This is a genomic window from Streptomyces sp. NPDC086766 (assembly GCF_044746005.1).
In the GTDB taxonomy this organism is placed as follows: Bacteria; Actinomycetota; Actinomycetes; order Streptomycetales; family Streptomycetaceae; genus Streptomyces.
Map to the genome: position 1 here is coordinate 108995 of NZ_JBIVBI010000002.1, position 23263 is coordinate 132257.

Below are 23263 nucleotides of genomic sequence, written 5' to 3' on the forward strand. Positions count from 1 at the left end.
CCCGGCCTCACGGCCGGCGTCCTCCGGACCCGTTCCCGGGCCGGTCTTCACGGCTTCGTCACGGCCTCGCACAGGCCCCGTTCCGGTTCCTTCCGGAACGGGGCCTGTGGCGTGTTTTTGCCGCTACCGTCAAAGGCGTACCCGTCAGGGGGAGTTCGGGGGGTTCGCGATGAGCGGTTGGGACGGTCACAGCTCCGGGTCGGGGCCGGAGCGCGAGCCGAGCGAGGAGAGAGGCCGGGCGGCCTGGGCGGCCGAGGAGCCGGACGCGGAGGTGCACGCCGCGGGGGCGCCGGATGCGGCGGCGGCCGGGACGCCCGACAAGGCGGGGACGGGCGAGGCCGCCCCGCCGTGGGGGTCGGCGGAGACCCGTACGGCCCCGGACCCGACCACCGGGCCCCCGCCCGCCCCGCCCCCCTGGGCCTCCGCCCAGACGCAGACGGCGCACGTGCCGCCCCCGTGGGCGACGGCCACTCCGCACCCCCGGCCGGCCCCGCCGGCGCAGGGCAGCGGCACCCCGCCCGGCACGCCGCCGTGGGGCTCGCCGGGCTCGTGGCAGACGGCCGGCTCGCCTCCGTGGAACGCCGCCGGCCTGCCGCATCCGTCCACCACCCCGCCGTGGGGCTCCGCCGGCGTCCCGCCCGCCGCGGGGCCCGCCCCCGGAGGTTCCCCCGCCGGATGGGGCGCCTCGCAGTCCTCACCGGCGTACGCGCCCGGCCCCGGCACCTCCGGAGGATCCGGCACTCCCGGCACCGCGGGCCACCGCGTCGGCCGACTGCTGGCCGCGCTGGCCGTCACGGCGCTCGTCGGCGGGGGAGCGGGCGCCGCGGTCTGGTACGTGGCCCGCGGCCACGGAGGCACCGGGGCCGCCCCGGCCGTCGACGCGGGCGTCACCGGCCCCGCCGCGAACCCGGCACCCCCCGGACCCGCTCCCGCCGCCTCCCCGCCCCAGGAGTCCGCGCCGTCCGGCTCCCCCTTCCTCGCCCCGTCCGCCCCGGCCGGGTACCGGCGCGCACAGGACCCCGTCGGCTACACGGTCGACGTCCCCGAGGGCTGGTCCCGGCGGCAGAAGCAGGGTGAGAAGGCCCCGGTGGTCTACTACGACGCCCCCGGCGACGGGCGCCAGCTCCAGATCTTCGCGATCGCCGAGGACACCCCGGCCGCCTCCCTGGACCTCGCCGAGAACGACCCCGGCTACGGCTTCGCCCGCCAACCGGGCTACCAGGCGCTGGACCGCAACGCGGCCGACACCTGGTCCGAGCTCACCTACCGCTACGACGACCCGGACAAGGGCGCCCGCCGGGTGATCGACCACCGCTTCCAGGCATCCGACGGCACCCTCTACGCGATCCGCGTCAGCGGCCCGGAGACCATGGCGCCCGGCCTGGTCACCACCCCGCTGACCACCGCCCTCGCCTCCTTCTGCCCGTCCGGCGGCTCCTGCGGCTGAGGCCCTTCTTCCGGATCGGGCCGACGCCGCACCACGACGTCACCTCGACGCGACCAGGACGTCACCACACCAGCCCCATACATCCCTTTCGTTGACTCCTGCCCCTTAACTCCGTGACGCGGAACACTTCGAGCCATGGATTGCGCATGCAATTCGGGGGGACGGGGCAGGCGCTAGAGGCCCCTGAGGGTGACACCCGTGTAACACAGGGCCACTGAGCAGGAACGAAAGGCAATCCCGATCATGGCGGACACCGCGAAACGCACGGCGCACAGCACCATCCACGCGGGAGGGGAGTGGCTGGAAGCGGTCTCCGGCGCCACGCGCGACATCCTCGACCCCGCGGACGCGACGCCGTTCGCCGTGGTGGCGGAGGGCGACGAGAAGGACACGGACCTCGCCGTGGAGGCCGCGCGGCGCGCCTTCGACGGCGGCCGGGGCGCATGGCCGAGCACTCCGGCCGCCGAGCGAGCCGCCCTGCTGCGCCGGGTCGCCGACCTCCTGGTGCGCGACCGCGAGCGGCTCGGTCTGCTGGAGAGCCGGGACGCGGGCAAGACCGTGGAGGAGGGCCGGGTCGACATCGACTGCGTCGCCGACGCCTTCCGCTACTTCGCCGACCTGGTCGCCGCCGAGGCCCCCGGCCGGGTCGTGGACGCCGGCTCGCCCGACATCCACAGCGTGGTCGTGCACGAGCCGGTCGGCGTCTGCGCGCTGATCACCCCCTGGAACTACCCGCTGCTCCAGGCCAGCTGGAAGATCGCCCCGGCGCTCGCCGCCGGCAACACGTTCGTGGTCAAGCCGAGCGAGATCACCCCGCTGACCACCGTCGCGCTGATCGAGCTGCTGGCCGAGGCGGGGCTGCCCGCCGGAGTCGCCAACATCGTCACCGGCCCCGGCCACACGGTCGGCGCCCGGCTCGCCGAGCACCCCGACGTCGACCTCGTCTCCTTCACCGGCGGTCTGGTCAGCGGCACCAAGGTGGCCCAGGCGGCCGCCCCGACCGTCAAGAAGGTCGCCCTCGAACTCGGCGGCAAGAACCCCAACGTCGTCTTCGCCGACGCGTGCGCCACCGACGAGGGCTTCGACACCGCCGTGGACCAGGCCCTCAACGCGGCCTTCATCCACAGCGGCCAGGTCTGTTCGGCGGGCGCCCGGCTGATCGTCGAGGAGTCCGTGCGGGAACGATTCGTCGCCGAACTCGCCCGCCGGGCCGGGAAGATCCGCCTCGGCCGCGGCACCGAGGACGGCGTCGAGTGCGGCCCGCTCGTCTCCGAGCAGCAGCGCGCCAAGGTGGAGGCGTACGTCGCCGGCGCGCTCGAGGAGGGCGCCGTGCTGCGCTCCGGAGGCAGGCGGCCCGAGCCGTCGGAGCAGCGCCCCGCCGCCGGCTACTTCTACGAGCCGACCGTCCTCGACGGCTGCCACCGCGAGATGAAGGTCGTCCGCGAGGAGGTCTTCGGCCCGGTCGTCACCGTCGAGACCTTCCGTACCGAGGACGAGGCCGTCGCCCTCGCCAACGACACCGAGTACGGCCTCGCGGGCGCGGTGTGGACCGCCGACGCGGGGCGCGCCCGCCGCGTGGCCGGGCGGCTGCGCCACGGCACCGTCTGGATCAACGACTTCCATCCCTACCTGCCGCAGGCGGAGTGGGGCGGCTTCGGCAAGAGCGGCGTCGGACGCGAACTCGGCCCCGCCGGACTCGCCGAGTACCGCGAGAGCAAGCACGTCTACCAGAACCTCGCGCCCAAGCCGGTGCGCTGGTTCGCGGGCTGAGCCAGGCCCACCCCGCCCGGCTCACCCCCGACGCCCCGGCCCCGGCCGAGGACCACCACCCCCGGCCCCGGCCGGCCACGACCCCGCCCACGGCCCCACGGACCCCGGACCACCACCTCGCCACCGACCCCCCACCGGAGTACCACCCAGATGCCTGACAACACCCACGAGTACGACTACGTCGTCATCGGCGGCGGCACGGCAGGCTCCGTCATCGCCTCCCGCCTCACCGAGAACCCCGACGTCACCGTCGCCGTCATCGAGGGCGGCCCGAGCGACGTCGACCGCGACGACGTGCTCACCCTGCGCCGCTGGATGGGCCTGCTCGGCGGCGAACTGGACTACGACTACCCGACGACGGAGCAGCCGCGCGGCAACAGCCACATCCGGCACAGCCGCGCCCGCGTCCTGGGCGGCTGCTCCTCGCACAACACGCTGATCGCCTTCAAGCCGCTTCCGTCCGACTGGGACGAGTGGGAGGCGGCCGGCGCCAAGGGCTGGGGCGCGGTCCCGATGGAGGCGTACTTCGCCCGGCTGAAGAACAACATCGTCGCGGTCGACGAGAAGGACCGGAACGCCATCGCCTGCGACTTCGTCGACGCCGCGCAGGAGGCGCTCGGCGTGCCGCGCGTCGAGGGCTTCAACAAGAAGCCGTTCAACGACGGCGTCGGCTTCTTCGACCTGGCCTACCACCCGGAGAACAACAAGCGCTCCTCGGCGTCGGTGGCGTACCTGCACCCGGTGATGGACGAGCGGGCCAACCTCACGATCTGGCTGGAGACCTGGGCGTACAAGCTCCAGCTCGACGGCACCCGCGCCGAGGGCGTGCACGTGCGCACCAAGGACGGCGAGGAGCACCTCGTCCGCGCCCGCCGCGAGGTCCTGCTGTGCGCCGGCGCCGTCGACACCCCGCGCCTGCTGATGCACTCCGGCATCGGCCCGAAGGCGGACCTGGAGGCGCTCGGCATCCCGGTGGTGCACGACCTGCCGGGCGTCGGCGAGAACCTGCTGGACCACCCCGAGTCGGTCATCGTGTGGGAGACGAACGGCCCCATCCCGGAGAACTCCGCGATGGACTCCGACGCGGGCCTGTTCGTGCGCCGCGACCCCGAACACGCGGGCCCGGACCTGATGTTCCACTTCTACCAGATCCCGTTCACCGACAACCCCGAGCGCCTGGGCTACCAGCGGCCGGAGTTCGGCGTGTCGATGACCCCGAACATCCCCAAGCCGAAGAGCCGCGGCCGGCTGTACCTCACCAGCGCCGACCCCTCCGTCAAGCCCGCCCTGGACTTCCGCTACTTCACCGACGAGGACGACTACGACGGCCGCACCCTCGTGGACGGCATCAGGATCGCCCGTGAGATCGCGAAGACCCAGCCCTTGGCCGGCTGGCTCAAGCGGGAGGTGTGCCCCGGCCCGGACGTCACCGGCGACGAGGAGCTGAGCGAGTACGCCCGCAAGGTCGCGCACACCGTGTACCACCCGGCCGGCACCTGCAAGATGGGTGCCGCCGACGATGAACTCGCCGTGGTAGACCCCGAGTTGCGCGTTCGCGGTTTGCACGGCATCCGCATCGCGGACGCGTCGGTCTTCCCGACCATGACCGCGGTGAACCCGATGATCGGCGTCCTCATGGTCGGGGAGAAGGCCGCCGACCTGATCGGAGATGAAGCCTGATGGCACTCGAAGTCCCCACCCATAAGCCCCCCGCGGACGACTCCGCCGCCGCCCCCGTCTTCTCGGTGGAGGGCCTGTGGAAGGTGTTCGGCCCCAAGGCCGACCGCGTCCCCGCCGACCCCGAACTCGCCGCCCTGGAACCCGCGGACCTGCGCGAGCGCACCGGCTGCACGGCCGCCGTCCGCGACGTCGGCTTCGACGTGCGCAAGGGCGAGGTCTTCGTCGTCATGGGCCTGTCCGGCTCCGGCAAGTCCACCCTGGTGCGCTGTCTGACCCGGCTGATCGAGCCGACCGCGGGCACCATAGCCATCGACGGCGAGGACGTCCGCGCCATGGACCGCTCCCGGCTGCGCGAACTGCGCCGGCACCGCGCCGCGATGGTCTTCCAGCACTTCGGCCTGCTGCCGCACCGCACCGTCCTGGACAACGTCGCCTACGGGCTGGAGATCCAGGGCCTGGGCAAGGGCGAGCGCCGCGAGCGGGCCGCCGAGGTCGTCACGAAGGTCGGCCTGGAGGGCATGGAGCAGCGCCGTCCCGGCCAGCTCTCCGGCGGCCAGCGCCAGCGCGTCGGCCTGGCCCGCGCCCTCGCCGTCGACCCGGAGGTCCTCCTCTTCGACGAGCCGTTCAGCGCGCTCGACCCGCTGATCCGGCGGGACATGCAGGAGGAGGTGGTCCGCCTGCACCGCGAGGAGGGCCGCACGATGGTCTTCATCACCCACGACCTCAACGAGGCCCTCAAGCTCGGCGACCGGATCGCGCTCATGCGCGACGGCCGCATCGTCCAGCTCGGCACCCCCGAGGAGATCGTCGGCGCCCCGGCCGACGACTACGTCCGCGAGTTCGTCCGGGACGTCCCGCGCGAGCAGGTCATGACGGTCCGCACCGCCATGCGCCCCGCGTCCGGGCAGGAGACCGCGGGCGGTCCCGCGCTCACCCCCGACGCCACGGTGTCCGAGGCGATCGAGGCGGTGGCCCGCACCGGCGCCCCGGCCCGCGTGATGGAGGAGGGCCGCTGCCTGGGCGTCGTCGACCACGAGCGCCTGCTCGGGGTCGTGGCCGGGACGGAGCAGCGCAGGGAGACGATCTGATGGCGACGATCACCGCATCCGCGCCGCGCCCCGCCCTGTCCGGGGTGCTCAGGCACCGCGCCGTCCGCAAGCTCCTGGTGCTCGCGCTGGTCGCCGCCGTCCTGGTGCCGCTCGCCGACGCCCGCTGGGCGAGCGGCAGCTGGCCCCAGGCGCTCACCGTCGACCTGTCCAAGCCGCTCGGCGGCGCCAGCGACTGGATCATCAACAACCGCGACAGCCACCCGCTGTTCCTGTACTTCTTCGGCTACGTCAGCAACGCGGTCGTCATCTCCGTACGCGTCGTCTACCTCACCCTCCTCGCCGCCGGCTGGGCGGGTGTGACGGCCGCCGCCGCGCTGGTGGCCTGGCGCACGGCCGGGGTCCGGCTCGCCCTCGGCACCGCTGCCGCCTTCCTCGCCTGCGGCCTGCTCGGCATGTGGGTGCCGACCATGCAGACGCTCGCCCTGATGATCGTGGCGGTCCTCGCCTCGGTGCTCGTGGGCGCGCTGCTCGGCCTCGCCGCCGGGCTGTCCGACCGCATGGACCGCGCCCTGCGCCCGGTCCTGGACACCATGCAGGTGCTGCCCGCGTTCGCGTACCTGCTCCCCGTCGTGCTGATCTTCGGCATCGGCGTGCCCGCCGCCGTCCTCGCCACCGTCATCTACGCGGCCCCGCCGATGGCCCGGCTGACCTCGCTCGGCCTGCGCGGCGCCGACCCGGAGGTGCTGGAGGCGGTCGACTCCCTCGGCGCCACCTCCCGCCAGCGGCTGCTGACCGCCCGTATCCCGCTCGCCCGCAAGGAGCTCCTCCTCGGCCTCAACCAGACGATCATGATGGCGCTGTCCATGGCGGTCATCGCCTCCGTGATCGGCGCGGGCGGCCTCGGCGACCGCGTCTACCAGGCGCTGGCCTCCGTCGACGTGGGCGCGGCTCTCGCCGCGGGCATCCCGATCGTGCTGCTGGCCGTCGTCCTGGACCGGACGACCGGCGCGGCGGGCGACCGCATGGGGCAGGAGCAGCGCAGCGCCCGCCCCTGGGCCTACGCGGCCGCGGCCACCGTCGCCGTCGCTGTGGCCGCCCGCCTCGCGGGCGCGCTCGACTGGCCCTCGGGGTGGACCGTCGGCATCGCCGAGCCGGTCAACCGCGCCGTCGACTGGATGACCGCCCACCTGTACTCGGGCGTCCCGTACATCGGCGGCACCGCGGACTGGGCGGGCCACTTCACCACCTGGGTCCTGGACCCGGTCCGGGCGGGGCTGCAGTGGCTGCCCTGGTGGTCGGTGCTGCTGATCGTCGCCGCGCTCGCCTGGCTGATCGGCACCTGGCGCACCGCGCTGACCGCCGTCCTGGCCATGGCCGCGATCGGTGTGCTGGGTGTGTGGAAGCCGTCCCTGGACACGCTGTCGCAGGTCCTCGCCGCCGTCGCCGTCACCCTCGTCGTCGGCTTCGCCGTCGGTATCGCGGCGGCGCGCAGCGACCGCGTCGAGCGGCTGCTGCGCCCGGTCCTCGACGTCTTCCAGACGATGCCGCAGTTCGTGTACCTGATCCCGGTCGTCGCGCTGTTCGGCGTGGGCCGCGCGCCCGCCGTCGCCGCGGCCGTGGTCTACGCCCTGCCCGCCGTGGTCCGCATCACCGCCCAGGGCCTGCGCCAGGTCGACCCGGCGGCCCTGGAGTCGGCCCGCTCGCTCGGCGCGACCAGCGGGCAGCAGCTCCGCCAGGTCCAGCTCCCGCTGGCCCGCCCGGCGCTGCTGCTGGCGGTCAACCAGGGCGTCGTCCTCGTCCTCGCGGTCGTCATCATCGGCGGTCTCGTCGGCGGCGGCGCGCTCGGCTACGACGTCGTCTTCGGCCTCGCCCAGGGCGACCTGGCGACCGGCCTGGTGGCCGGCCTCGCGATCGTCTGCCTCGGCCTGATGCTCGACCGGGTGACCCAGCCGACCGAACGCCGCGTGCGGAAGGGAGCGTGACATGAGGTTCGACCGCAGAACGACCCTTGTCGCCGCCTCGGTGGCCGGCCTGTCGCTGCTCACCGGCTGCGGCGCCGCCGACATGACCAAGCAGGCCTCGCCGTTCGCCAACGCGCAGGGCTCGAAGACCGTGACCCTGTCCGTGCAGTCCTGGGTCGGCGCCCAGTCCAACGTGGCCGTCGCCCAGTACCTGCTGGAGCACGAACTGGGCTACCGCGTCGACACCGTCCAGGTCGACGAGGTCCCCGCGTGGGACGCGCTCAGCCAGGGCCGGGTGGACGCCATCCTGGAGGACTGGGGCCACCCCGACCAGGAGAAGCGGTACGTCGAGGACAAGAAGACGATCGCGCACGGCGGCGGACTCGGGGTGACCGGCCACATCGGCTGGTACGTCCCGACGTACCTCGCCAAGCAGCACCCGGACATCCTCGACTGGAAGAACCTGAACAAGTACGCCTCGCTCTTCCGCACCGCGGAGAGCGGCGGCAAGGGCCAGCTGATGGACGGCTCCCCGTCCTACGTCACCAACGACAAGGCCCTGGTGAAGAACCTGAAGCTGAACTACCAGGTCGTCTTCGCCGGTTCCGAGGCGGCGCAGATCACGCAGATCAGGCAGTTCGCCAAGGAGAAGAAGCCGTTCCTGACGTACTGGTACGCCCCGCAGTGGCTGTTCAAGAAGGTCCCCATGACGGAGGTGAGGCTGCCGCCGTACAAGGAGGGCTGTGACGCGGACGCGGCGAAGGTCGCCTGCGCCTACCCGCACACGCCGCTGGAGAAGTACCTCAACGCCGACTTCGCGAAGTCCGGCGGCAAGGCGGCCGCCTTCCTGAAGAAGTTCAAGTGGACGACGGAGGACCAGAACCAGGTCTCCCTGATGATCGCCGACCAGAAGCTCTCCCCGGCCGAGGCGGCGAAGAAGTGGGTGGACGGCCACCGCTCCACCTGGAAGGCCTGGCTGTCCTGAGCGACCCGGGTGCCGGGGCGGACCGCCCCGGCACCCGGCGGATCACAGGCCCGGGTAGCGGCCGACCGCGTGCTCCCGGTCGGCCCTCACTTGTACCGGCCCGGCGTGTAGTGGCCCGGGGACATCCTGGTCGTCACCGCGAAGCGGTTCCACGCGTTGATGACCGTGATCGCGGCGATCAGCTGGGCCAGCTCGGCCTCGTCGAAGTGCCGGGCGGCCCGCTCGTAGACCTCGTCCGGCACGAAGCCGTCGGTGAGGACGGTGACCGCCTCGGTCAGCTCGATCGCCGCGAGCTCCTTCTCCGTGTAGAAGTGCCGCGACTCCTCCCAGACGCTCAGCTGCACGATCCGCTCGACGCTCTCGCCCGCCGCGAGCGCGTCCTTGGTGTGCATGTCCAGGCAGAACGCGCAGTGGTTCAGCTGCGAGGCACGGATCTTCACCAGCTCGCGCAGCCGTGCGTCGAGGCCCTGCGCGGAGGCCCGCTCCAGCCGGATCATCGCCTGGTAGACCTCCGGGGCGTGCTGCGCCCAGGACAGCCGGGGGCTGTGCTCGGGGGCGTACTCCGCGGTCGTCGTCACGTGGTCGCTCGTCGTCGTCATGCGATCGACCCTAGAGGCGAGGCAGCCCAGGAGTATGGTCCATTTCCATGGCGGAATCCTGGGCCACTCTGGGCATCGACCTGCACCTGGAACCGGCCGGTCCGGGCCTGCGCCGCGGCCTGACCGACGCCCTGCGCGAGGCCGTGCGCACCGGCCGCCTGACCCCCGGAACCCGGCTGCCCTCCTCCCGGACCCTCGCCGCCGACCTGGGCATCGCCCGCAACACGGTCGCCGAGGCCTACGCCGACCTGGTCGCCGAGGGCTGGCTCACCGCCCGCCAGGGTTCGGGCACCCGGGTGGCCACGGGGGTGCCCGCCGTGCCCTCCGCCCAGCGGGGGCGGGCCGGCGTGGCGCCCCCGCGCCCGGAGGGCCGCCGCCCGGCCCTCGACCTCCGGCCCGGCACCCCGGACCTGGCCTCCTTCCCCCGCGCCGAGTGGCTCAGGGCCGCCCGCCGCGCCCTGTCCGCGGCCCCCAACGACGCCCTCGGCTACGGCGATCCCCGCGGCCGCGCCGAACTGCGCACCGCCCTCGCCGGCTACCTCGCCCGGGTGCGGGGCGTGCGCACCGATCCCGGGCGCGTGCTGGTGTGCGGGGGCTTCGCGCACGGCCTGCGGATCGTCGGGTCGGTGCTGCGCGAGCGCGGGGTGCGCACGGTCGCGGTCGAGTCCTACGGCCTCGACGTCCACTGGCGGCTGCTGGAGCAGGAGGGTCTGCGCACCAGCCCGCTGCCCTTCGACGAACTCGGCACGGACACCCGTGCGTTGACCGACGAGGGCGCCGTGCTGCTCACCCCCTCGCACCAGTTCCCGATGGGCGTGCCCCTGCACCCCGACCGGCGCGCGGCCGTCCTGGACTGGGCCCGGCGCACCGGCGGCCTGGTCCTGGAGGACGACTACGACGGCGAGTTCCGCTACGACCGCCAGCCCGTCGGCGCGCTCCAGGGCCTGGCCCCCGACCACGTGGTCCACCTCGGCACGGCGAGCAAGTCCCTCGCCCCCGGCCTGCGCCTGGCCTGGGCGGCCCTGCCCCCCTCCCTCGCGGAGGAGGCCGCGGCCGCCAAGGGCCGCGTCGACACCTGCGGGGTGCTGGACCAGCTGACGCTGGCGGAGTTCCTCGCCTCGGGCGCCTACGACCGGCACGTGCGCGCGGCCCGCCTGCGCTACCGCCGGCGCCGGGACGCCCTGGTCGACGCGCTCGCCGTCCGCGCCCCCGCCGTCCGCGCCACCGGCATCGCCGCCGGCCTGCACGCCGTCCTGCGCCTGCCCCCGGGCACCGAGACCTCCGCGGTCCGGGCGGCCGCCTGGCAGCACCTCGCCGTCTTCGGCCTCTCCCGCTTCCGCCACCCCCGGGCCACCACCACCCCCGTGGACGCCCTGGTCGTCGGCTACGCGACACCCCCCGACCACGCCTGGACCGCCACGCTGGAGGCCCTGTGCCGCGCCCTCTCCTGACGCCTCCGCCGCCGTGCCCTCCTGCCGGCCGCCGTTCAACCCGCTTCCGCCCCCGCCTCCGCCGGTGCCTCGCCGAATCGGGCCAGGGCCAGGGCGCCCGTGAGCGCGACGGCGAAGCCCAGGACGGCGAGCCAGGTCAGGCCCTCGCGGGTGCGGTCGCCCAGCCAGACCACCCCGACCGCCGCGGGTCCGATCGTCTCGCCGATCACCATCCCGGCGGTGGCGGTGGTCACCGAGCCGCGTTGCAGCGCGGAGGTCAGCAGCAGGAACGCGGCGCCGCCGCCGACCAGCAGCGCGTACGCCGCCGGGTTGGTGAGCAGGTCCGACAGCGCGAGCGAGTCGATCAGGCGGACCGACACCTCCACCACCCCGAACCCGAACCCGGCCCCCAGCCCCAGCAGCAGGGCCCGACCGCGCCCCGTCAGCCGGCCGCCCACCGCGCCGAGCGCCAGCACCGCCCCCGCCGCCGCGAGCATCGCCCACTCCAGCGCGGCCGAGCCGCCGGTGCTGCCCTCCGTCCCCGACGCCAGTCCCAGCATCGCCAGCCCGGCGCACACCACGCCCACCGCGCCCCACTCCACCCCGCTCAGCCGCACCCGCAGCAGCCGGGCCGAGGCCACCGCCGTCACCGCGAGGCTGGAGGCGAGGGCCGCGCCGACCGCGTAGATCGGGATCGAGCGCAGCGCGGCGATCTGGAGCAGGAAGCCGAGGCCGTCGAGCGCGAGCCCGGCCAGATACCGCCACTGCCGCACCGCCCGCAGCAACAGCGCCGCGTCCCCGCCCCCGCCCCCGCCCGCCGCGCGCGCGGCGATCGCCTGCAGCACCGTCGCCATGCCGAAGCAGACCGCCGCACCCAGTGCGCACACCATTCCAAAAAGCACGAAAAGACTCTAGTCGAACGGAAGTTCCGCAGGGCCCTCTGCGCAGACGCTCTCACCGATCTCTAGGCTGGCGACCGAAAACCGGCCAGGATGGGACGCCTGGAAACGGGCAACCGACCAGCGGCAAGCGACAACTGACAACGGGGAGAGACGGACATGGCGGACGCACGCCGGCAACTTCGCTCGGGCGCGGTCGTACTCGGGGGCATGGGACTTCTCGCGGCGGCGCTGACCGCCTGTTCCTCCGACCCCGACAAGCGCTGCGTCGACCGCGACAGCTACAACGCGCTGCGCGGCTACAAGGTCGTCTCCGACAAGAACTGCAAGTCCGCCAAGACCTCCGTGCACGGCGTCTGGTACTACGGCGGCAAGAAGAAGAGCGGCTGGGTGGAGGGCGGCTCCCTCACCAAGCCCCGCGGCGGCTCCGGTGGTTCGGGCGGACGTCACGGCGGCGTCGACCGCGGCGGCTTCGGCGGCGGCAAGGGAAGCTCCGGCGGCTGACCCGGGACGAGGACGCAGGCCATGCACCGCCGCACCACCGACCCCCGCCCCGACTGGCAGCGGACCGTCGAGGCACAGGGACTCGTCTACCCGCTCACCCGCCACCCCGACGGCTCCCTGCGCCCCTACTGGGACGAGAGCGCGTACTACGTCTTCACCCTCGCGGAGGTCGAGGCGCTGGAGGAGACCGTCGAGGAACTCCACCGCATGTGCCTGGCCGCCGCCGCGCACATCGTCGAGACCGACCGCTTCGCCGACCTCGGCATCACCGACCCGCGCGTGGCGCGGGCGGTCGCCGAGGCCTGGCACCGGCGCGCCGAACTGCCCACCCTCTACGGCCGGTTCGACCTGCACTGCGACGGCACCGGCCCGGCGAAGCTGCTGGAGTACAACGCCGACACCCCGACCTCCCTGGTCGAGGCGGCCTCGCCGCAGTGGTTCTGGATGGAGGAACGCTTCCCCGGCGCCGACCAGTGGAACTCCCTGCACGAACGCCTCGTCGCCGCCTGGCGCGAGCAGTCCCCGCTCCTCCCGCCCGGCGGTCCGCTGTACTTCGCGCACTCCTCCGCCGACGAGCTCGGCGAAGACCTGATGACGGTCGCCTACCTGAAGGAGACCGCCGAGCAGGCCGGCCTCGACACCGACTGGATCTCCGTGGAGGAGATCGGCTGGGACCCGCTGTCCGGCCGGTTCGTCGACAACCGGCTCCGCTTCATCCGCAGCTGCTTCAAGCTCTACCCCTGGGAGTGGCTGACCACCGACCGCTTCGCCGACCACGTCCTGAACACCCTGGACAACGGCGGCGGCTCGGGCAGCACCCTGTGGATCGAGCCCGCCTGGAAGATGCTGCTGAGCAACAAGGCGCTGCTCGCCGTGCTGTGGGAGCTCTACCCGGGCCACCCGAACCTGCTCCCCGCGCACCTCGACGGCCCCCGCGAGCTGGCCGCCACCAGCGGGTACGTCGCCAAGCCCCTCCTCGGCCGCGAGGGGGCCGGGGTGACCGTCCACGAGCCCGGCGCCGCCCCCGCCGTCCGCGACGAGCCCTGCTGCTACCAGGAGCTGGCGCCGCTGCCCGCCTTCGACGGCAACCACGTCGTCCTCGGCGCCTGGGTGGTCGGCGACGAGTCCGCCGGCCTCGGCATCCGCGAGTCCTCGGGCCTGATCACGGACGAGTACGCCCGCTTCCTGCCCCACGTGATCCTCTAGACGGACGCGCTCCGGACCGGGCGCCCTCCCAGGGGGCGCCCGGGACGCACGCGCTACCCGCCCAGCACCCCCCGCAGCTGGTCCAGCCCCCAGTCCAGGTCCTCCTTGCCGATCACCAGCGGCGGGGCGATCCGGATCGTCGAGCCGTGGGTGTCCTTGACCAGGACGCCCCGGTCCATCAGCTTCTCGGACACCTCGCGGCCCGTCCCGAGCGCCGGCGCGATGTCCACGCCCGCCCACAGCCCGCGCCCGCGCACCGCCGTCACCCGCCCGGTCCCGGCCAGCAGCCCCAGCTCCCGGTGCAGATGCTCGCCCAGCTCCGCGGCCCGCGCCTGGTACTCGCCCGACCGCAGCATCGCGATCACCTCCAGCGCCACCGCGCACGCCAGCGGATTCCCGCCGAACGTCGACCCGTGCTCGCCCGGCCGGAACACCCCGAGCACCTCCCGCGAGGACACCACCGCCGACACCGGCACGATCCCGCCGCCCAGCGCCTTCCCGAGCACGTACACGTCCGGGACGACCCCCTCGTGCTCGCAGGCGAAGGTCCGGCCCGTGCGCCCCAGCCCCGACTGGATCTCGTCGGCCACGAACAGCACGTTCCGCTGACGGGTCAGCTCCCGCACCGCCCGGAGGTACCCGGCGGGCGGCACCAGCACCCCCGCCTCGCCCTGGATCGGCTCCAGCAGCACCGCCACCGTGTTCTCGGTCACCGCCGACCGCATCGCCGTCATGTCCCCGTACGGCACGATCTCGAAGCCCGGCGTGTACGGCCCGAAGTCCGCCCGTGCCTCCGGATCGGTGGAGAAGCTGATGATCGTCGTCGTACGGCCGTGGAAGTTGTTGCCCGCCACGACGATCTTCGCCATCTCCGCGGGCACCCCCTTGACCCGGTACCCCCACTTCCGGGCCGTCTTCACCGCGGTCTCCACCGCCTCCGCGCCCGTGTTCATCGGCAGCACCGTCTCCATGCCGCACAGCTCGGCCAGCCCCTCGCAGAACGCGCCGAACCGGTCGTGGTGGAACGCCCGCGACGTCAGCGTCACCCGGTCCAGCTGCGCCTTGGCCGCCTCGATCAGGCGCCGGTTGCCGTGCCCGAAGTTCAGCGCCGAGTACCCGGCCAGCAGGTCCAGGAAGCGCCGCCCCTCGACGTCCGTCATCCAGGCCCCGTCCGCGGTGGCGATCACCACGGGCAGCGGATGGTAGGTGTGCGCGCTGTGCGCGTCGGCGGTGGCGATGAGGTCTTCCGTAGCGGTCACGGCGGCTCCCGAAGGTGAAGGTCACCCCCTTCCTATCCTCGCTCGCATGGTGGACGCGGGAGACTCCCCGGCCGGACCGCCCGGTAGGCTGATCGGCGGGCCGTGACTGGCGCGCTGGGATGGGACGGACCATCGGGGAGCGGCCCGAGCGGGAAGTGTGCCGTGCGCCTGGGCCGTACCGTGAACGACGAACGCCACGTCCGGAGGTCCTGATGCCCGAGAACTCTGCGCCCCTCTCCACCGAGTCCACCGCCTTCCGTGCCGCCCTCGACGTGATCCGCGCGGTCGAGCCGCGTGTCGCCGACGCCATCGGCCAGGAGGTCCACGACCAGCGCGAGATGCTCAAGCTGATCGCCTCCGAGAACTACGCCTCCCCGGCCACCCTGCTGGCGATGGGCAACTGGTTCAGCGACAAGTACGCCGAGGGCACCGTCGGCCGCCGCTTCTACGCCGGTTGCCGCAACGTCGACACCGTCGAGTCGCTGGCCGCCGAGCACGCCCGGGAGCTGTTCGGCGCCCGCCACGCCTACGTCCAGCCGCACTCCGGCATCGACGCCAACCTCGTCGCCTTCTGGGCCGTCCTCGCGGACCGCGTCGAGGCGCCGTTCCTGGAGAAGACCGGCGTTCGCCAGGTCAACGACCTCTCCGAGGCCGACTGGGCCGAGCTGCGCCGGGCCTTCGGCAACCAGCGCATGCTCGGCATGTCCCTGGACGCCGGCGGCCACCTCACCCACGGCTTCCGCCCGAACATCTCCGGCAAGATGTTCGACCAGCGCTCCTACGGCACCGACCCGGCCACCGGCCTCCTGGACTACGACGCCCTGCGCGCCTCGGCCCGCGAGTTCAAGCCGCTGATCATCGTCGCCGGCTACTCCGCCTACCCCCGCCTGGTGAACTTCCGGATCATGCGCGAGATCGCCGACGAGGTCGGCGCGACCCTCATGGTCGACATGGCGCACTTCGCGGGCCTGGTGGCGGGCAAGGTCCTCACCGGCGACTTCGACCCGGTCCCGCACGCCCAGATCGTCACCACCACCACCCACAAGTCCCTGCGCGGCCCGCGCGGCGGCATGGTGCTGTGCGACGACTCCCTCAAGGACCAGGTCGACCGCGGCTGCCCGATGGTGCTCGGCGGCCCGCTCCCGCACGTGATGGCCGCCAAGGCCGTCGCCCTCGCCGAGGCCCGGCAGCCCGCCTTCCAGGACTACGCCCAGCGCATCGTGGACAACTCCCGGGCCCTGGCCGAGGGCCTGACCCGCCGCGGCGCCACGCTCGTGACCGGCGGCACCGACAACCACCTGAACCTGATCGACGTGGCCGGCTCCTACGGCCTCACCGGCCGCCAGGCCGAGGCGGCCCTGCTGGAGTCGGGCATCGTCACCAACCGCAACGCGATCCCGGCCGACCCCAACGGCGCCTGGTACACCTCCGGCATCCGTGTCGGCACCCCCGCGCTGACCACCCGTGGCCTCGGCACCGCCGAGATGGACGAGGTCGCCGGCCTGATCGACCGCGTCCTCACCACGACCGAGCCCGGCACCACCGCCAAGGGCGCCCCCTCCAAGGCCCAGCACGTGCTCGACGCGAAGGTCGCGGACGAGATCTCCCACCGCGCCACCGACCTGGTGGCGGGCTTCCCGCTGTACCCGGAGGTCGACCTCGGCTGACCCGTGGCGACAGCCCCACCGCGGCGGCCCGGCTCCCCGCCGGGCCGCCGCGGCACGTCTGTCACACGACCGGAGACGAATCGGGTCACATCTGTTTCCGGCCAGTTCCGGACCGGGCCCGGGGACCTGAGAGAATGAGGGACATGGCCTCAGACCGACCCCGTGTGCTCTCCGGCATCCAGCCCACCGCCGGCTCGTTCCACCTCGGCAACTACCTCGGCGCCGTCCGCCAGTGGGTGGCCCTGCAGGAGACCCACGACGCGTTCTACATGGTCGTCGACCTGCACGCGATCACGGTCCCGCAGGACCCCAAGGAGCTGCGCGCCAACACCCGGCTCGCCGCCGCCCAGCTGCTGGCCGCCGGCCTCGACCCGGAGCGCTGCACGCTCTTCGTCCAGAGCCACGTCCCCGAGCACGCCCAGCTCGCCTGGGTCATGAACTGCCTCACCGGCTTCGGCGAGGCCTCCCGCATGACCCAGTTCAAGGACAAGTCCGCCAAGCAGGGCGCCGAGCGGGCCTCGGTCGGCCTGTTCACGTACCCGATCCTCCAGGTCGCCGACATCCTGCTGTACCAGGCCCACGAGGTCCCGGTCGGCGAGGACCAGCGCCAGCACATCGAGCTCACCCGCGACCTCGCCGACCGCTTCAACGGCCGCTTCGGGCAGACCTTCACCGTGCCGAAGCCGTACATCCTCAAGGAGACGGCGAAGATCTACGACCTCCAGGACCCGGGGGTCAAGATGAGCAAGTCGGCCTCCACGCCGAAGGGCCTCGTCAACCTCCTCGACGAGCCCAAGGCCACCGCCAAGAAGGTCAAGAGCGCGGTCACCGACACCGACACTGTCATCCGCTTCGACCCGGAGGCCAAGCCCGGCGTCAGCAACCTCCTCACCATCTACTCGACCCTCACCGGCGAGAGCGTCCCCGAGCTGGAGGAGAAGTACGCGGGCAAGGGCTACGGCGCGCTCAAGACCGACCTCGCCGAGGTCATGGTCGAGTTCGTGACCCCGTTCCGGGAGCGGACCCGGCAGTACCTGGACGACCCGGAGACCCTCGACTCCGTCCTCGCCAAGGGCGCGGAGAAGGCCCGCGGGGTCGCCGCGGAGACCCTCTCCCGGGCGTACGACCGGGTGGGCTTCCTCCCCGCCAAGCACTGAGGCGCACCCCCGCACACACGTACCAGGGGGGAGAGCGCTGCACATCACTGTGGCTGCGCCTGCCCACAGGACCGCCGTGGTCGTACAGTCGATAGCCGGACGGCCACGACGAAACGGCTGAGAACCAAACAGACACGACGACAGGAGACGACGTGGGGACCGTAACGATCGGCGTGTCGATCGCGGTCCCGGAGCCCCACGGCAGCCTGCTCCAGGAGCGGCGCGCGGGCTTCGGCGACGCCGCGGCTCACGGCATCCCCACGCACGTCACGCTGTTGCCCCCGACCGAGGTCGAGGCCGGACGGCTGCCCGCGATCGAGGCCCATCTGACCGAGGTGGCCGCGGCCGGCCACCCGTTCACGATGCGGCTGTCCGGCACGGGCACCTTCCGGCCGCTGTCGCCGGTGGTGTACGTACGGGTCGCCGAGGGCGCCGAGGCGTGCACCTGGCTGCAGGGGCGACTGCGCGACCCGTCCGGACCGGTGCCACGGGAACTGCAGTTCCCCTACCACCCGCACGTCACTGTGGCGCACGGCATCGAGGACGCGGCGATGGACCACGCCTTCGAGGCGCTCGCCGACTACTCGGCCGAGTGGCCCTGCACCGGCTTCGCCCTCTACGAGCAGGGACCCGACGGCGTGTGGCGCAGGCTGCGCGACTTCGCCTTCGGCGGCTGCGCGGTGGTGCCCCCGCAGGCGTCCCCCGTGGACCGCGGCGGCCTGCCCGCCCGGTAGTCCCGTCGGCCTTCAGGGCCGAGACCCCCACCGCGGCCAGCCGCCGGCCCCTACAGCGGCAGCCGCCGGAACACCGCGCGCGGCAGATGCCGCAGCGCCGCCATCGTGAGGCGGAGCGTGCCCGGCACCCACACCGTCTCCGAGCCCCGCCGCAGCCCGAGTTCGACGGCCGTGGCCACCTCCTCAGGCGTCGTGGTGAACGCGGCCGGCCCGCCGCTCGTCCGGCTCGTCCGGACGAACCCGGGGCGTACGACCATGACATGGGCGCCGGTGCCGTGCAGCGCGTCGCCGAGGCCCTGGGCGAAGACGTCCAGGCCGGCCTTGCTGGAGCCGAAGATGAAGTCGGCGCGGCGGGCCCGCTCGCCGGCCGCCGAGGAGAGCACCACCAGGCTGCCGTGGCCCTGGTTCTGCAGGCCCTGGGCGCTGACGAGGCCCGCGGACACCGCCCCGGTGTAGTTGGTCTGCGCGACGCGCACCGCGCTCAACGGCTCCCGCTCGTCGTACGCCTGGTCGCCGAGGAGGCCGAAGGCCAGCAGCACCATGTCGACGGCGCCCTCGGCGAACACCTTGCCGAGCACCGTCTCGTGGGACTGGGGGTCGAGCGCGTCGAAGGCGACGGTGCGCGCGTCCGCCCCCAGGGTGCGCAGGTGCGCGGCGGCCCCCTCCAGGGAGGGCGAGGGGCGGCCCGCGAGCCAGACGGTGCGGGTGCGGCGCACGATGAGGCGGCGCGCGACGGCCAGCGCGATCTCGGACGTGCCGCCGAGGACGAGCAGGGACCGGGGGAGACGCGGGGCATCCATCACGGCAGCCGACTGTATCGCCCGATTATGGGCGATATGGTCGAGAAACGCGGTGTTCACGCGAACGCTGAGCGGGCACAGTCCGATCATGGACTGGCTGAAGAAGCTCCCCGTCATCGGTCCCCTGGTGGCGCGTGTGATGCTCACGCACGCCTGGCGGTCGTACGAGCGCCTGGACCGGGTCAAGTGGACCAGGCTGGCGGCGGCCATGACCTTCGTCAGTTTCGTGGCGCTCTTCCCGCTGCTGACGGTGGCCGCCGCCATCGCCGCGGCGACGCTCGGCCCCGGGCAGCAGAAGGAGCTCCAGGACCGGATCGCCGAGCAGATCCCCGGGATCTCCGACCAGCTCGACATCAGCGGCCTGGTCCAGAACGCCGGCACGGTCGGCCTCATCGCCGGCGCCTTCCTGCTGCTGACCGGCATCGGCTGGGTCGGCGCGACCCGGGACTGCCTGCGCGCGGTGTGGGAGCTGCCCGACCGCGAGGAGAACCCGCTGCTGAGCAAGCTCAAGGACGCCGGTGTCCTCGTGGGGCTCGGCGGCGCCGTGCTGGTGACGCTCGCCGTCTCCACCGTCGCCTCCGCGGCCGTCGGCTGGACCTCCCGTCAGGTCGGGCTGGACGAGCAGAGCTGGGGCAGCGTGCTGCTGCGCGTCCTGGCCTTCGCCGTCGCCGTGCTCGCCGACTTCCTGCTGCTGCTGTACGTGCTCACCCTGCTTCCGGGCGTCGAGCCGTCGCGCCACCGCCTGCTCGTGGCCGCGCTGCTCGGCGCGGTCGGCTTCGAACTGCTCAAGCTGCTGCTGAGCGGCTACATCCAGGGCGTGGCGGCGAAGAGCATGTACGGCGCCTTCGGGGTCCCGGTGGCGCTGCTGCTGTGGATCAACTTCACCGCCAAACTCGTGCTGTACTGCGCCGCCTGGACGGCGACGGGAAGCAAGGAGGACGAGGGCGCCGTGCTCACGGACGGGTCCGGCGCCGCACCAGGTCCGGCAGCGGCCAGCGGCGGTTGACCAGGAACGCCCCGGCGGCGAGCAGCACCAGCACTCCGCCCGCGATCGCCAGCGCGGTCCCGGCGCCGCCGGAGCCGGCGGCGGCGCTCGCCACCGGCGCGGCCGAGGAGCCGCCGCCCGCGCCGCCCGCCTGGCCTGCCGCGGGGGTGGCGCCCGGCTGCGCGCTCGCCGCGGCCCCCCTCGGAGGCACCAGTGCGCCCACGGGCGTGACCTTGCCGGCCGCCTGGAAACCCCAGTCGAACAGCCGGGCGGTCTCCTTGTAGACCTCGTTGTGCTCCTGCTTCTCCGGGTGCATCACCGTCACCAGAAGCACCTTGCCGCCGCGTTCGGCGACGCCGGTGAAGGTGGCGCCCGCATTGGTGGTGTTGCCGTTCTTCACCCCGGCGATGCCCTGGTACACCGGGGTGTCGTAGTCGCCGCTCAGCAGCCGGTTGGTGTTCTGGATCTCGAAGGACTCGCGGGCCGGCTTGCCCTTCGACCCCTTCTTGCCCTTCGCCGTGGCCCCCGGGAACGAGGCCCGCACGGTAGAGCAGTACTCGCGGAAGTCCTTCTTCTGCAGCCCGGAGCGGGCGAACAGCGTCAGGTCGTACGCCGAGGACACCTGCCCGTCCGCGTCGTAGCCGTCCGGGGTCACCACGTGCGTGTCGAGCGCCTGGAGGTCCTGGGCGTGCGCGTTCATGTCCTGCACGGTGCGCTCCACGCCGCCGTTCATCGCGGAGAGCACGTGCACGGCGTCGTTGCCGGAGCGCAGGAAGACGCCGAGCCACAGGTCGTGGACGGAGTAGGTCTCGTTCTCCTTTATCCCGACCAGGCTGGACCCGGCACCCATCCCGGCCAGGTCGGTCACGGCGACCCGATGCTGCTGGGACTTGGGGAACTTCGGCAGCACGGTGTCGGCGAAGAGCATCTTCATCGTGCTGGCCGGGGGGAGCCGCCAGTGCGCGTTGTGCGCTGCCAGCACCTGCCCGGACTCGGCGTCCGCGACGATCCAGGAGCGCGCGGTGAGGTCCTTGGGCAGCACGGGAGCACCGCTGCCCAGCTCGACCTGGGTGCCCGCCAGGCCGAGGCGGGCACCGCCCACGGCCGACATGTGCGCCGGGGGAGCGGCCGACGGACTCTTCGTGGGGCGCGGGGCCGCGAGGGCGGCGGGCACGGCCGTGGAGAGGGACAACAGCGTGGCGGAAGCGATCAGCAGGGATCGCCTGGCGATCTTCAGGGGTGCGGGCACGGTCGAGAAAGTACATGCCCCGGACACTGGTGTCCCACCACCGGCCCCACCCCGGCCACCGAGCCGAACGGCCCGCGGCGATACTGGACGTATGAAGCTCAGCCGCCCGGTCTCCTGGTTCCTGCTCGCCTTCGGGGTGTGGAGCTGGATCATCTGGGTCACTTTCGTCAAGAATCTCGTCAAGGACGGCAGCGGGCTCGCGTTCGACCACGGGCACCCGACGGCGTACTTCTGGGTGCACCTGGCCCTCGCCGTCGTTTCCTTCGTATTGGGGACGGTCATCGGGGTCATCGGGTTGCGCGGACTGCGCGCACTGCGCCGGACGTCATAGCGATCCGGACACCCCGAAGGGGACCGACGGAGGGAACTCGGCGGCATGGTGGTCGTCTTCGTGCTCGTGGCGCTGCTCGTGGTGGGCGTCGTCGCGGTGGGCAACTGGTACGTGTGGCGCCGCCTGTTCCGCGACACCACCCGCGGCCCGGGCGCGGCGCGCCGCGTGGGCGCCGCGCTGATCGCGGGGGGCTGGGCGCTGGCGATCGGGGCGCTCGTCGCCGAACGCGCCGGCGCCCCCTTCTGGCTCCAACGCACCCTGGCCTGGCCGGGCTTCCTCTGGCTCGCCCTCTCCGTCTACCTGCTGCTGGGCGTGCTGGCCGGTGAGGTCGTACGCCCGCTGCTGCGCCGGCTTCTCGAGCGGCGTACCCGCACGGAGGCGGCCGAGGCCCGGGCGCCGCACCCGGAGTCGGTGGCCGTGACGGTGGCCGCGGCAGGCGGGGCCGGGCAGCCCGGGGCCGAGCCGGCCGGGGCCGAGACCGTGGGGGACGGGAAGGCCGGGCCGGTGACGGCCGGGCCCGGTGCGGCCGGACCCGTGACCCAGGCCGGCGATCCACCGCCGGTCCCGCCCCTGGCCCCCTCCCGCCGCCTCTTCGTCTCCCGGGTCGTCGCCGGCGCCGCCGCCGTGGCCGCCGCGGGCACCGTCGCCGAGGGCACCTACGGCGTGCTGCGCGGGCCGCGGGTGAAGCGGGTCACCGTCCCGCTCGCCAAGCTCCCGCGCTCCGCGCACGGCTTCCGGATCGCGGTCGTCAGCGACATCCACCTGGGCCCGATCCTGGGCCGCGGCTTCGCGCAGAAGGTCGTCGACACCGTCAACGCGACCCAGCCCGACCTCGTCGCGGTCGTCGGCGACCTGGTGGACGGGAGCGTCAAGGACCTCGGCCCGGCCGCCGCGCCGCTGGCACGCCTGCGCGCCCGGCACGGCTCGTACTTCGTCACCGGCAACCACGAGTACTTCTCCGGCGCCGAGCAGTGGGTCGAGGAGGTGCGCCGGCTCGGTCTGCGCCCGCTGCAGAACACCCGCACCGAACTGCCCTTCTTCGACCTCGCCGGGGTGAACGACCTCCAGGGCGAGAGCGAGGGCCAGGGCCCGGACTTCGCCGCCGCGCTGCACGACCGGGACACGGCACGGGCGTGCGTGCTCCTCGCCCATCAGCCGGTGCAGATCCACGAGTCCGTCCGCTTCGGCGTCGACCTCCAGCTCTCCGGTCACACCCACGGCGGCCAGTTGTGGCCCGGCAACCTGATCGCCGCGGCCGCCAACCCGACGGTCGCGGGTCTGGAGCGCTACGGCGACACGCAGTTGTACGTCAGCCGGGGCGCCGGCGCGTGGGGCCCGCCGACGCGGGTCGGCGCCCCGTCCGACATCACGGTCGTCCAACTCGCCTCGCGGCAGGCCTGACCGGAGCCCGGGCGCGCCGCCTCTTCCCCCGTTGCCGTGACTTGGCCGGGAAGGGGCGGTGCAACAAGTGAGAAACGTTTCTTCGTAAGTTCTTTCCCTTCTCTTCTGAATCCTCTTCCCCAGGTGAAGGTCCTGTGATTAGGTGTGCGC

At 73.3% G+C, this 23263-nt stretch carries 20 protein-coding genes; 15 read left to right on the plus strand and 5 right to left on the minus strand.

What is annotated here, in order from left to right; translation table 11 throughout:
• The first annotated feature begins 169 nt into the window (after positions 1-169).
• The 6 genes from ACIPM1_RS03605 (at position 170) to ACIPM1_RS03630 (ending at position 8892) form a co-directional block, all read left to right on the plus strand.
• The gene (locus ACIPM1_RS03605) at positions 170-1447 is read left to right on the plus strand and encodes a hypothetical protein (protein WP_402428388.1); all 1278 of its coding nucleotides are present in this window, start codon (positions 170-172) and stop codon (positions 1445-1447) included.
• A gap of 243 nt (positions 1448-1690) precedes the next feature.
• Positions 1691-3217 carry an aldehyde dehydrogenase family protein gene (locus ACIPM1_RS03610; protein ID WP_402428391.1) on the plus strand — a complete coding sequence of 509 codons (1527 nt, stop codon included), beginning with the start codon at positions 1691-1693 and terminating at the stop codon, positions 3215-3217.
• A 150-nt stretch (positions 3218-3367) separates the two neighbouring features.
• Entirely contained in the window at positions 3368-4897 is a 1530-nt protein-coding gene (locus ACIPM1_RS03615; RefSeq protein WP_402428394.1) for a GMC family oxidoreductase, read from the plus strand.
• Positions 4897-5985 carry a glycine betaine/L-proline ABC transporter ATP-binding protein gene (locus ACIPM1_RS03620; RefSeq protein WP_402428397.1) on the plus strand — a complete coding sequence of 363 codons (1089 nt, stop codon included), beginning with the start codon at positions 4897-4899 and terminating at the stop codon, positions 5983-5985. Before ACIPM1_RS03615 ends, ACIPM1_RS03620 begins: the two co-directional genes overlap by 1 nt.
• Complete coding sequence (locus ACIPM1_RS03625; protein ID WP_402428400.1) at positions 5985-7928, plus strand: ABC transporter permease; 1944 nt, start codon at positions 5985-5987, stop codon at positions 7926-7928. The genes ACIPM1_RS03620 and ACIPM1_RS03625 overlap by 1 nt, the downstream gene beginning before the upstream one ends.
• A gap of 1 nt (position 7929) precedes the next feature.
• Positions 7930-8892, plus strand: coding sequence for an ABC transporter substrate-binding protein (locus tag ACIPM1_RS03630; RefSeq protein WP_402428403.1), 963 nt, complete (start codon positions 7930-7932; stop codon positions 8890-8892).
• Positions 8893-8978: 86 nt separating this feature from the next.
• Here ACIPM1_RS03630 and ACIPM1_RS03635 read toward each other — a convergent pair whose 3' ends face one another.
• Complete coding sequence (locus ACIPM1_RS03635) at positions 8979-9491, minus strand: carboxymuconolactone decarboxylase family protein (protein ID WP_402428406.1); 513 nt, start codon at positions 9489-9491, stop codon at positions 8979-8981.
• 47 nt (positions 9492-9538) lie between these two features.
• Here ACIPM1_RS03635 and ACIPM1_RS03640 point away from each other — a divergent pair, with 47 nt between their 5' ends.
• Positions 9539-10942, plus strand: coding sequence for a PLP-dependent aminotransferase family protein (locus tag ACIPM1_RS03640; protein WP_402428409.1), 1404 nt, complete (start codon positions 9539-9541; stop codon positions 10940-10942).
• A 35-nt stretch (positions 10943-10977) separates the two neighbouring features.
• On the opposite strand, the gene ACIPM1_RS03645 is transcribed toward ACIPM1_RS03640, so the two are convergent.
• Positions 10978-11811 carry a hypothetical protein gene (locus tag ACIPM1_RS03645; RefSeq protein WP_402429384.1) on the minus strand — a complete coding sequence of 278 codons (834 nt, stop codon included), beginning with the start codon at positions 11809-11811 and terminating at the stop codon, positions 10978-10980.
• A 168-nt stretch (positions 11812-11979) separates the two neighbouring features.
• Here ACIPM1_RS03645 and ACIPM1_RS03650 point away from each other — a divergent pair, with 168 nt between their 5' ends.
• The gene (locus ACIPM1_RS03650; RefSeq protein ID WP_402428412.1) at positions 11980-12324 is read left to right on the plus strand and encodes a hypothetical protein; all 345 of its coding nucleotides are present in this window, start codon (positions 11980-11982) and stop codon (positions 12322-12324) included.
• Between the two features lie 21 nt (positions 12325-12345).
• Positions 12346-13530: a glutathionylspermidine synthase family protein gene (locus tag ACIPM1_RS03655; RefSeq protein WP_402428415.1), complete on the plus strand. Its 1185-nt coding sequence runs from the start codon at positions 12346-12348 to the stop codon at positions 13528-13530.
• A 53-nt stretch (positions 13531-13583) separates the two neighbouring features.
• On the opposite strand, the gene rocD is transcribed toward ACIPM1_RS03655, so the two are convergent.
• A complete protein-coding gene (gene rocD, locus ACIPM1_RS03660) occupies positions 13584-14789 on the minus strand; it encodes an ornithine--oxo-acid transaminase (RefSeq protein WP_402428418.1) in 1206 nt (401 codons plus the stop codon).
• A gap of 212 nt (positions 14790-15001) precedes the next feature.
• Between rocD and ACIPM1_RS03665 the strand changes: the two genes are divergently transcribed.
• The 3 genes from ACIPM1_RS03665 to ACIPM1_RS03675 all read left to right on the plus strand — a co-directional run bounded on the left by ACIPM1_RS03665 (position 15002) and on the right by ACIPM1_RS03675 (position 18347).
• Entirely contained in the window at positions 15002-16456 is a 1455-nt protein-coding gene (locus tag ACIPM1_RS03665; RefSeq protein WP_356182401.1) for a glycine hydroxymethyltransferase, read from the plus strand.
• Positions 16457-16599: 143 nt separating this feature from the next.
• Positions 16600-17613 (plus strand): tryptophan--tRNA ligase, encoded by a 1014-nt coding sequence (trpS, locus tag ACIPM1_RS03670; protein WP_402428421.1) that lies wholly within the window; start codon positions 16600-16602, stop codon positions 17611-17613.
• A gap of 152 nt (positions 17614-17765) precedes the next feature.
• Entirely contained in the window at positions 17766-18347 is a 582-nt protein-coding gene (locus ACIPM1_RS03675; protein ID WP_402428424.1) for a 2'-5' RNA ligase family protein, read from the plus strand.
• 50 nt (positions 18348-18397) lie between these two features.
• Here ACIPM1_RS03675 and ACIPM1_RS03680 read toward each other — a convergent pair whose 3' ends face one another.
• A complete protein-coding gene (locus tag ACIPM1_RS03680) occupies positions 18398-19150 on the minus strand; it encodes a decaprenylphospho-beta-D-erythro-pentofuranosid-2-ulose 2-reductase (RefSeq protein ID WP_402428427.1) in 753 nt (250 codons plus the stop codon).
• Between the two features lie 85 nt (positions 19151-19235).
• Here ACIPM1_RS03680 and ACIPM1_RS03685 point away from each other — a divergent pair, with 85 nt between their 5' ends.
• Positions 19236-20153 (plus strand): YihY/virulence factor BrkB family protein, encoded by a 918-nt coding sequence (locus ACIPM1_RS03685; protein ID WP_356182411.1) that lies wholly within the window; start codon positions 19236-19238, stop codon positions 20151-20153.
• Here the strand turns inward: ACIPM1_RS03685 and ACIPM1_RS03690 are convergent.
• The gene (locus ACIPM1_RS03690) at positions 20101-21381 is read right to left on the minus strand and encodes a D-alanyl-D-alanine carboxypeptidase (protein WP_402428431.1); all 1281 of its coding nucleotides are present in this window, start codon (positions 21379-21381) and stop codon (positions 20101-20103) included. The two genes, ACIPM1_RS03685 and ACIPM1_RS03690, sit on opposite strands and share 53 nt — an antisense overlap.
• Positions 21382-21472: 91 nt before the next feature.
• Here ACIPM1_RS03690 and ACIPM1_RS03695 point away from each other — a divergent pair, with 91 nt between their 5' ends.
• Entirely contained in the window at positions 21473-21712 is a 240-nt protein-coding gene (locus ACIPM1_RS03695) for an SCO4848 family membrane protein (protein ID WP_356182417.1), read from the plus strand.
• A gap of 45 nt (positions 21713-21757) precedes the next feature.
• A complete protein-coding gene (locus tag ACIPM1_RS03700) occupies positions 21758-23113 on the plus strand; it encodes a metallophosphoesterase (RefSeq protein WP_402428434.1) in 1356 nt (451 codons plus the stop codon).
• Positions 23114-23263 lie beyond the last annotated feature (150 nt).

What these genes read in the sequence shown, in the direction of transcription:
- ACIPM1_RS03605 (WP_402428388.1), top strand. Translation starts at nt 170, where the DNA reads ATGAGCGGTTGGGACGGTCACAGCTCCGGGTCGGGGCCGGAGCGCGAG.
- ACIPM1_RS03610 (WP_402428391.1), top strand. Translation starts at nt 1,691, where the DNA reads ATGGCGGACACCGCGAAACGCACGGCGCACAGCACCATCCACGCGGGA.
- ACIPM1_RS03615 (WP_402428394.1), top strand. Translation starts at nt 3,368, where the DNA reads ATGCCTGACAACACCCACGAGTACGACTACGTCGTCATCGGCGGCGGC.
- ACIPM1_RS03620 (WP_402428397.1), top strand. Translation starts at nt 4,897, where the DNA reads ATGGCACTCGAAGTCCCCACCCATAAGCCCCCCGCGGACGACTCCGCC.
- ACIPM1_RS03625 (WP_402428400.1), top strand. Translation starts at nt 5,985, where the DNA reads ATGGCGACGATCACCGCATCCGCGCCGCGCCCCGCCCTGTCCGGGGTG.
- ACIPM1_RS03630 (WP_402428403.1), top strand. Translation starts at nt 7,930, where the DNA reads ATGAGGTTCGACCGCAGAACGACCCTTGTCGCCGCCTCGGTGGCCGGC.
- ACIPM1_RS03635 (WP_402428406.1), bottom strand. Translation starts at nt 9,491, where the DNA reads ATGACGACGACGAGCGACCACGTGACGACGACCGCGGAGTACGCCCCC.
- ACIPM1_RS03640 (WP_402428409.1), top strand. Translation starts at nt 9,539, where the DNA reads ATGGCGGAATCCTGGGCCACTCTGGGCATCGACCTGCACCTGGAACCG.
- ACIPM1_RS03645 (WP_402429384.1), bottom strand. Translation starts at nt 11,811, where the DNA reads ATGGTGTGCGCACTGGGTGCGGCGGTCTGCTTCGGCATGGCGACGGTG.
- ACIPM1_RS03650 (WP_402428412.1), top strand. Translation starts at nt 11,980, where the DNA reads ATGGCGGACGCACGCCGGCAACTTCGCTCGGGCGCGGTCGTACTCGGG.
- ACIPM1_RS03655 (WP_402428415.1), top strand. Translation starts at nt 12,346, where the DNA reads ATGCACCGCCGCACCACCGACCCCCGCCCCGACTGGCAGCGGACCGTC.
- ACIPM1_RS03665 (WP_356182401.1), top strand. Translation starts at nt 15,002, where the DNA reads ATGCCCGAGAACTCTGCGCCCCTCTCCACCGAGTCCACCGCCTTCCGT.
- trpS (WP_402428421.1), top strand. Translation starts at nt 16,600, where the DNA reads ATGGCCTCAGACCGACCCCGTGTGCTCTCCGGCATCCAGCCCACCGCC.
- ACIPM1_RS03685 (WP_356182411.1), top strand. Translation starts at nt 19,236, where the DNA reads ATGGACTGGCTGAAGAAGCTCCCCGTCATCGGTCCCCTGGTGGCGCGT.
- ACIPM1_RS03695 (WP_356182417.1), top strand. Translation starts at nt 21,473, where the DNA reads ATGAAGCTCAGCCGCCCGGTCTCCTGGTTCCTGCTCGCCTTCGGGGTG.
- ACIPM1_RS03700 (WP_402428434.1), top strand. Translation starts at nt 21,758, where the DNA reads ATGGTGGTCGTCTTCGTGCTCGTGGCGCTGCTCGTGGTGGGCGTCGTC.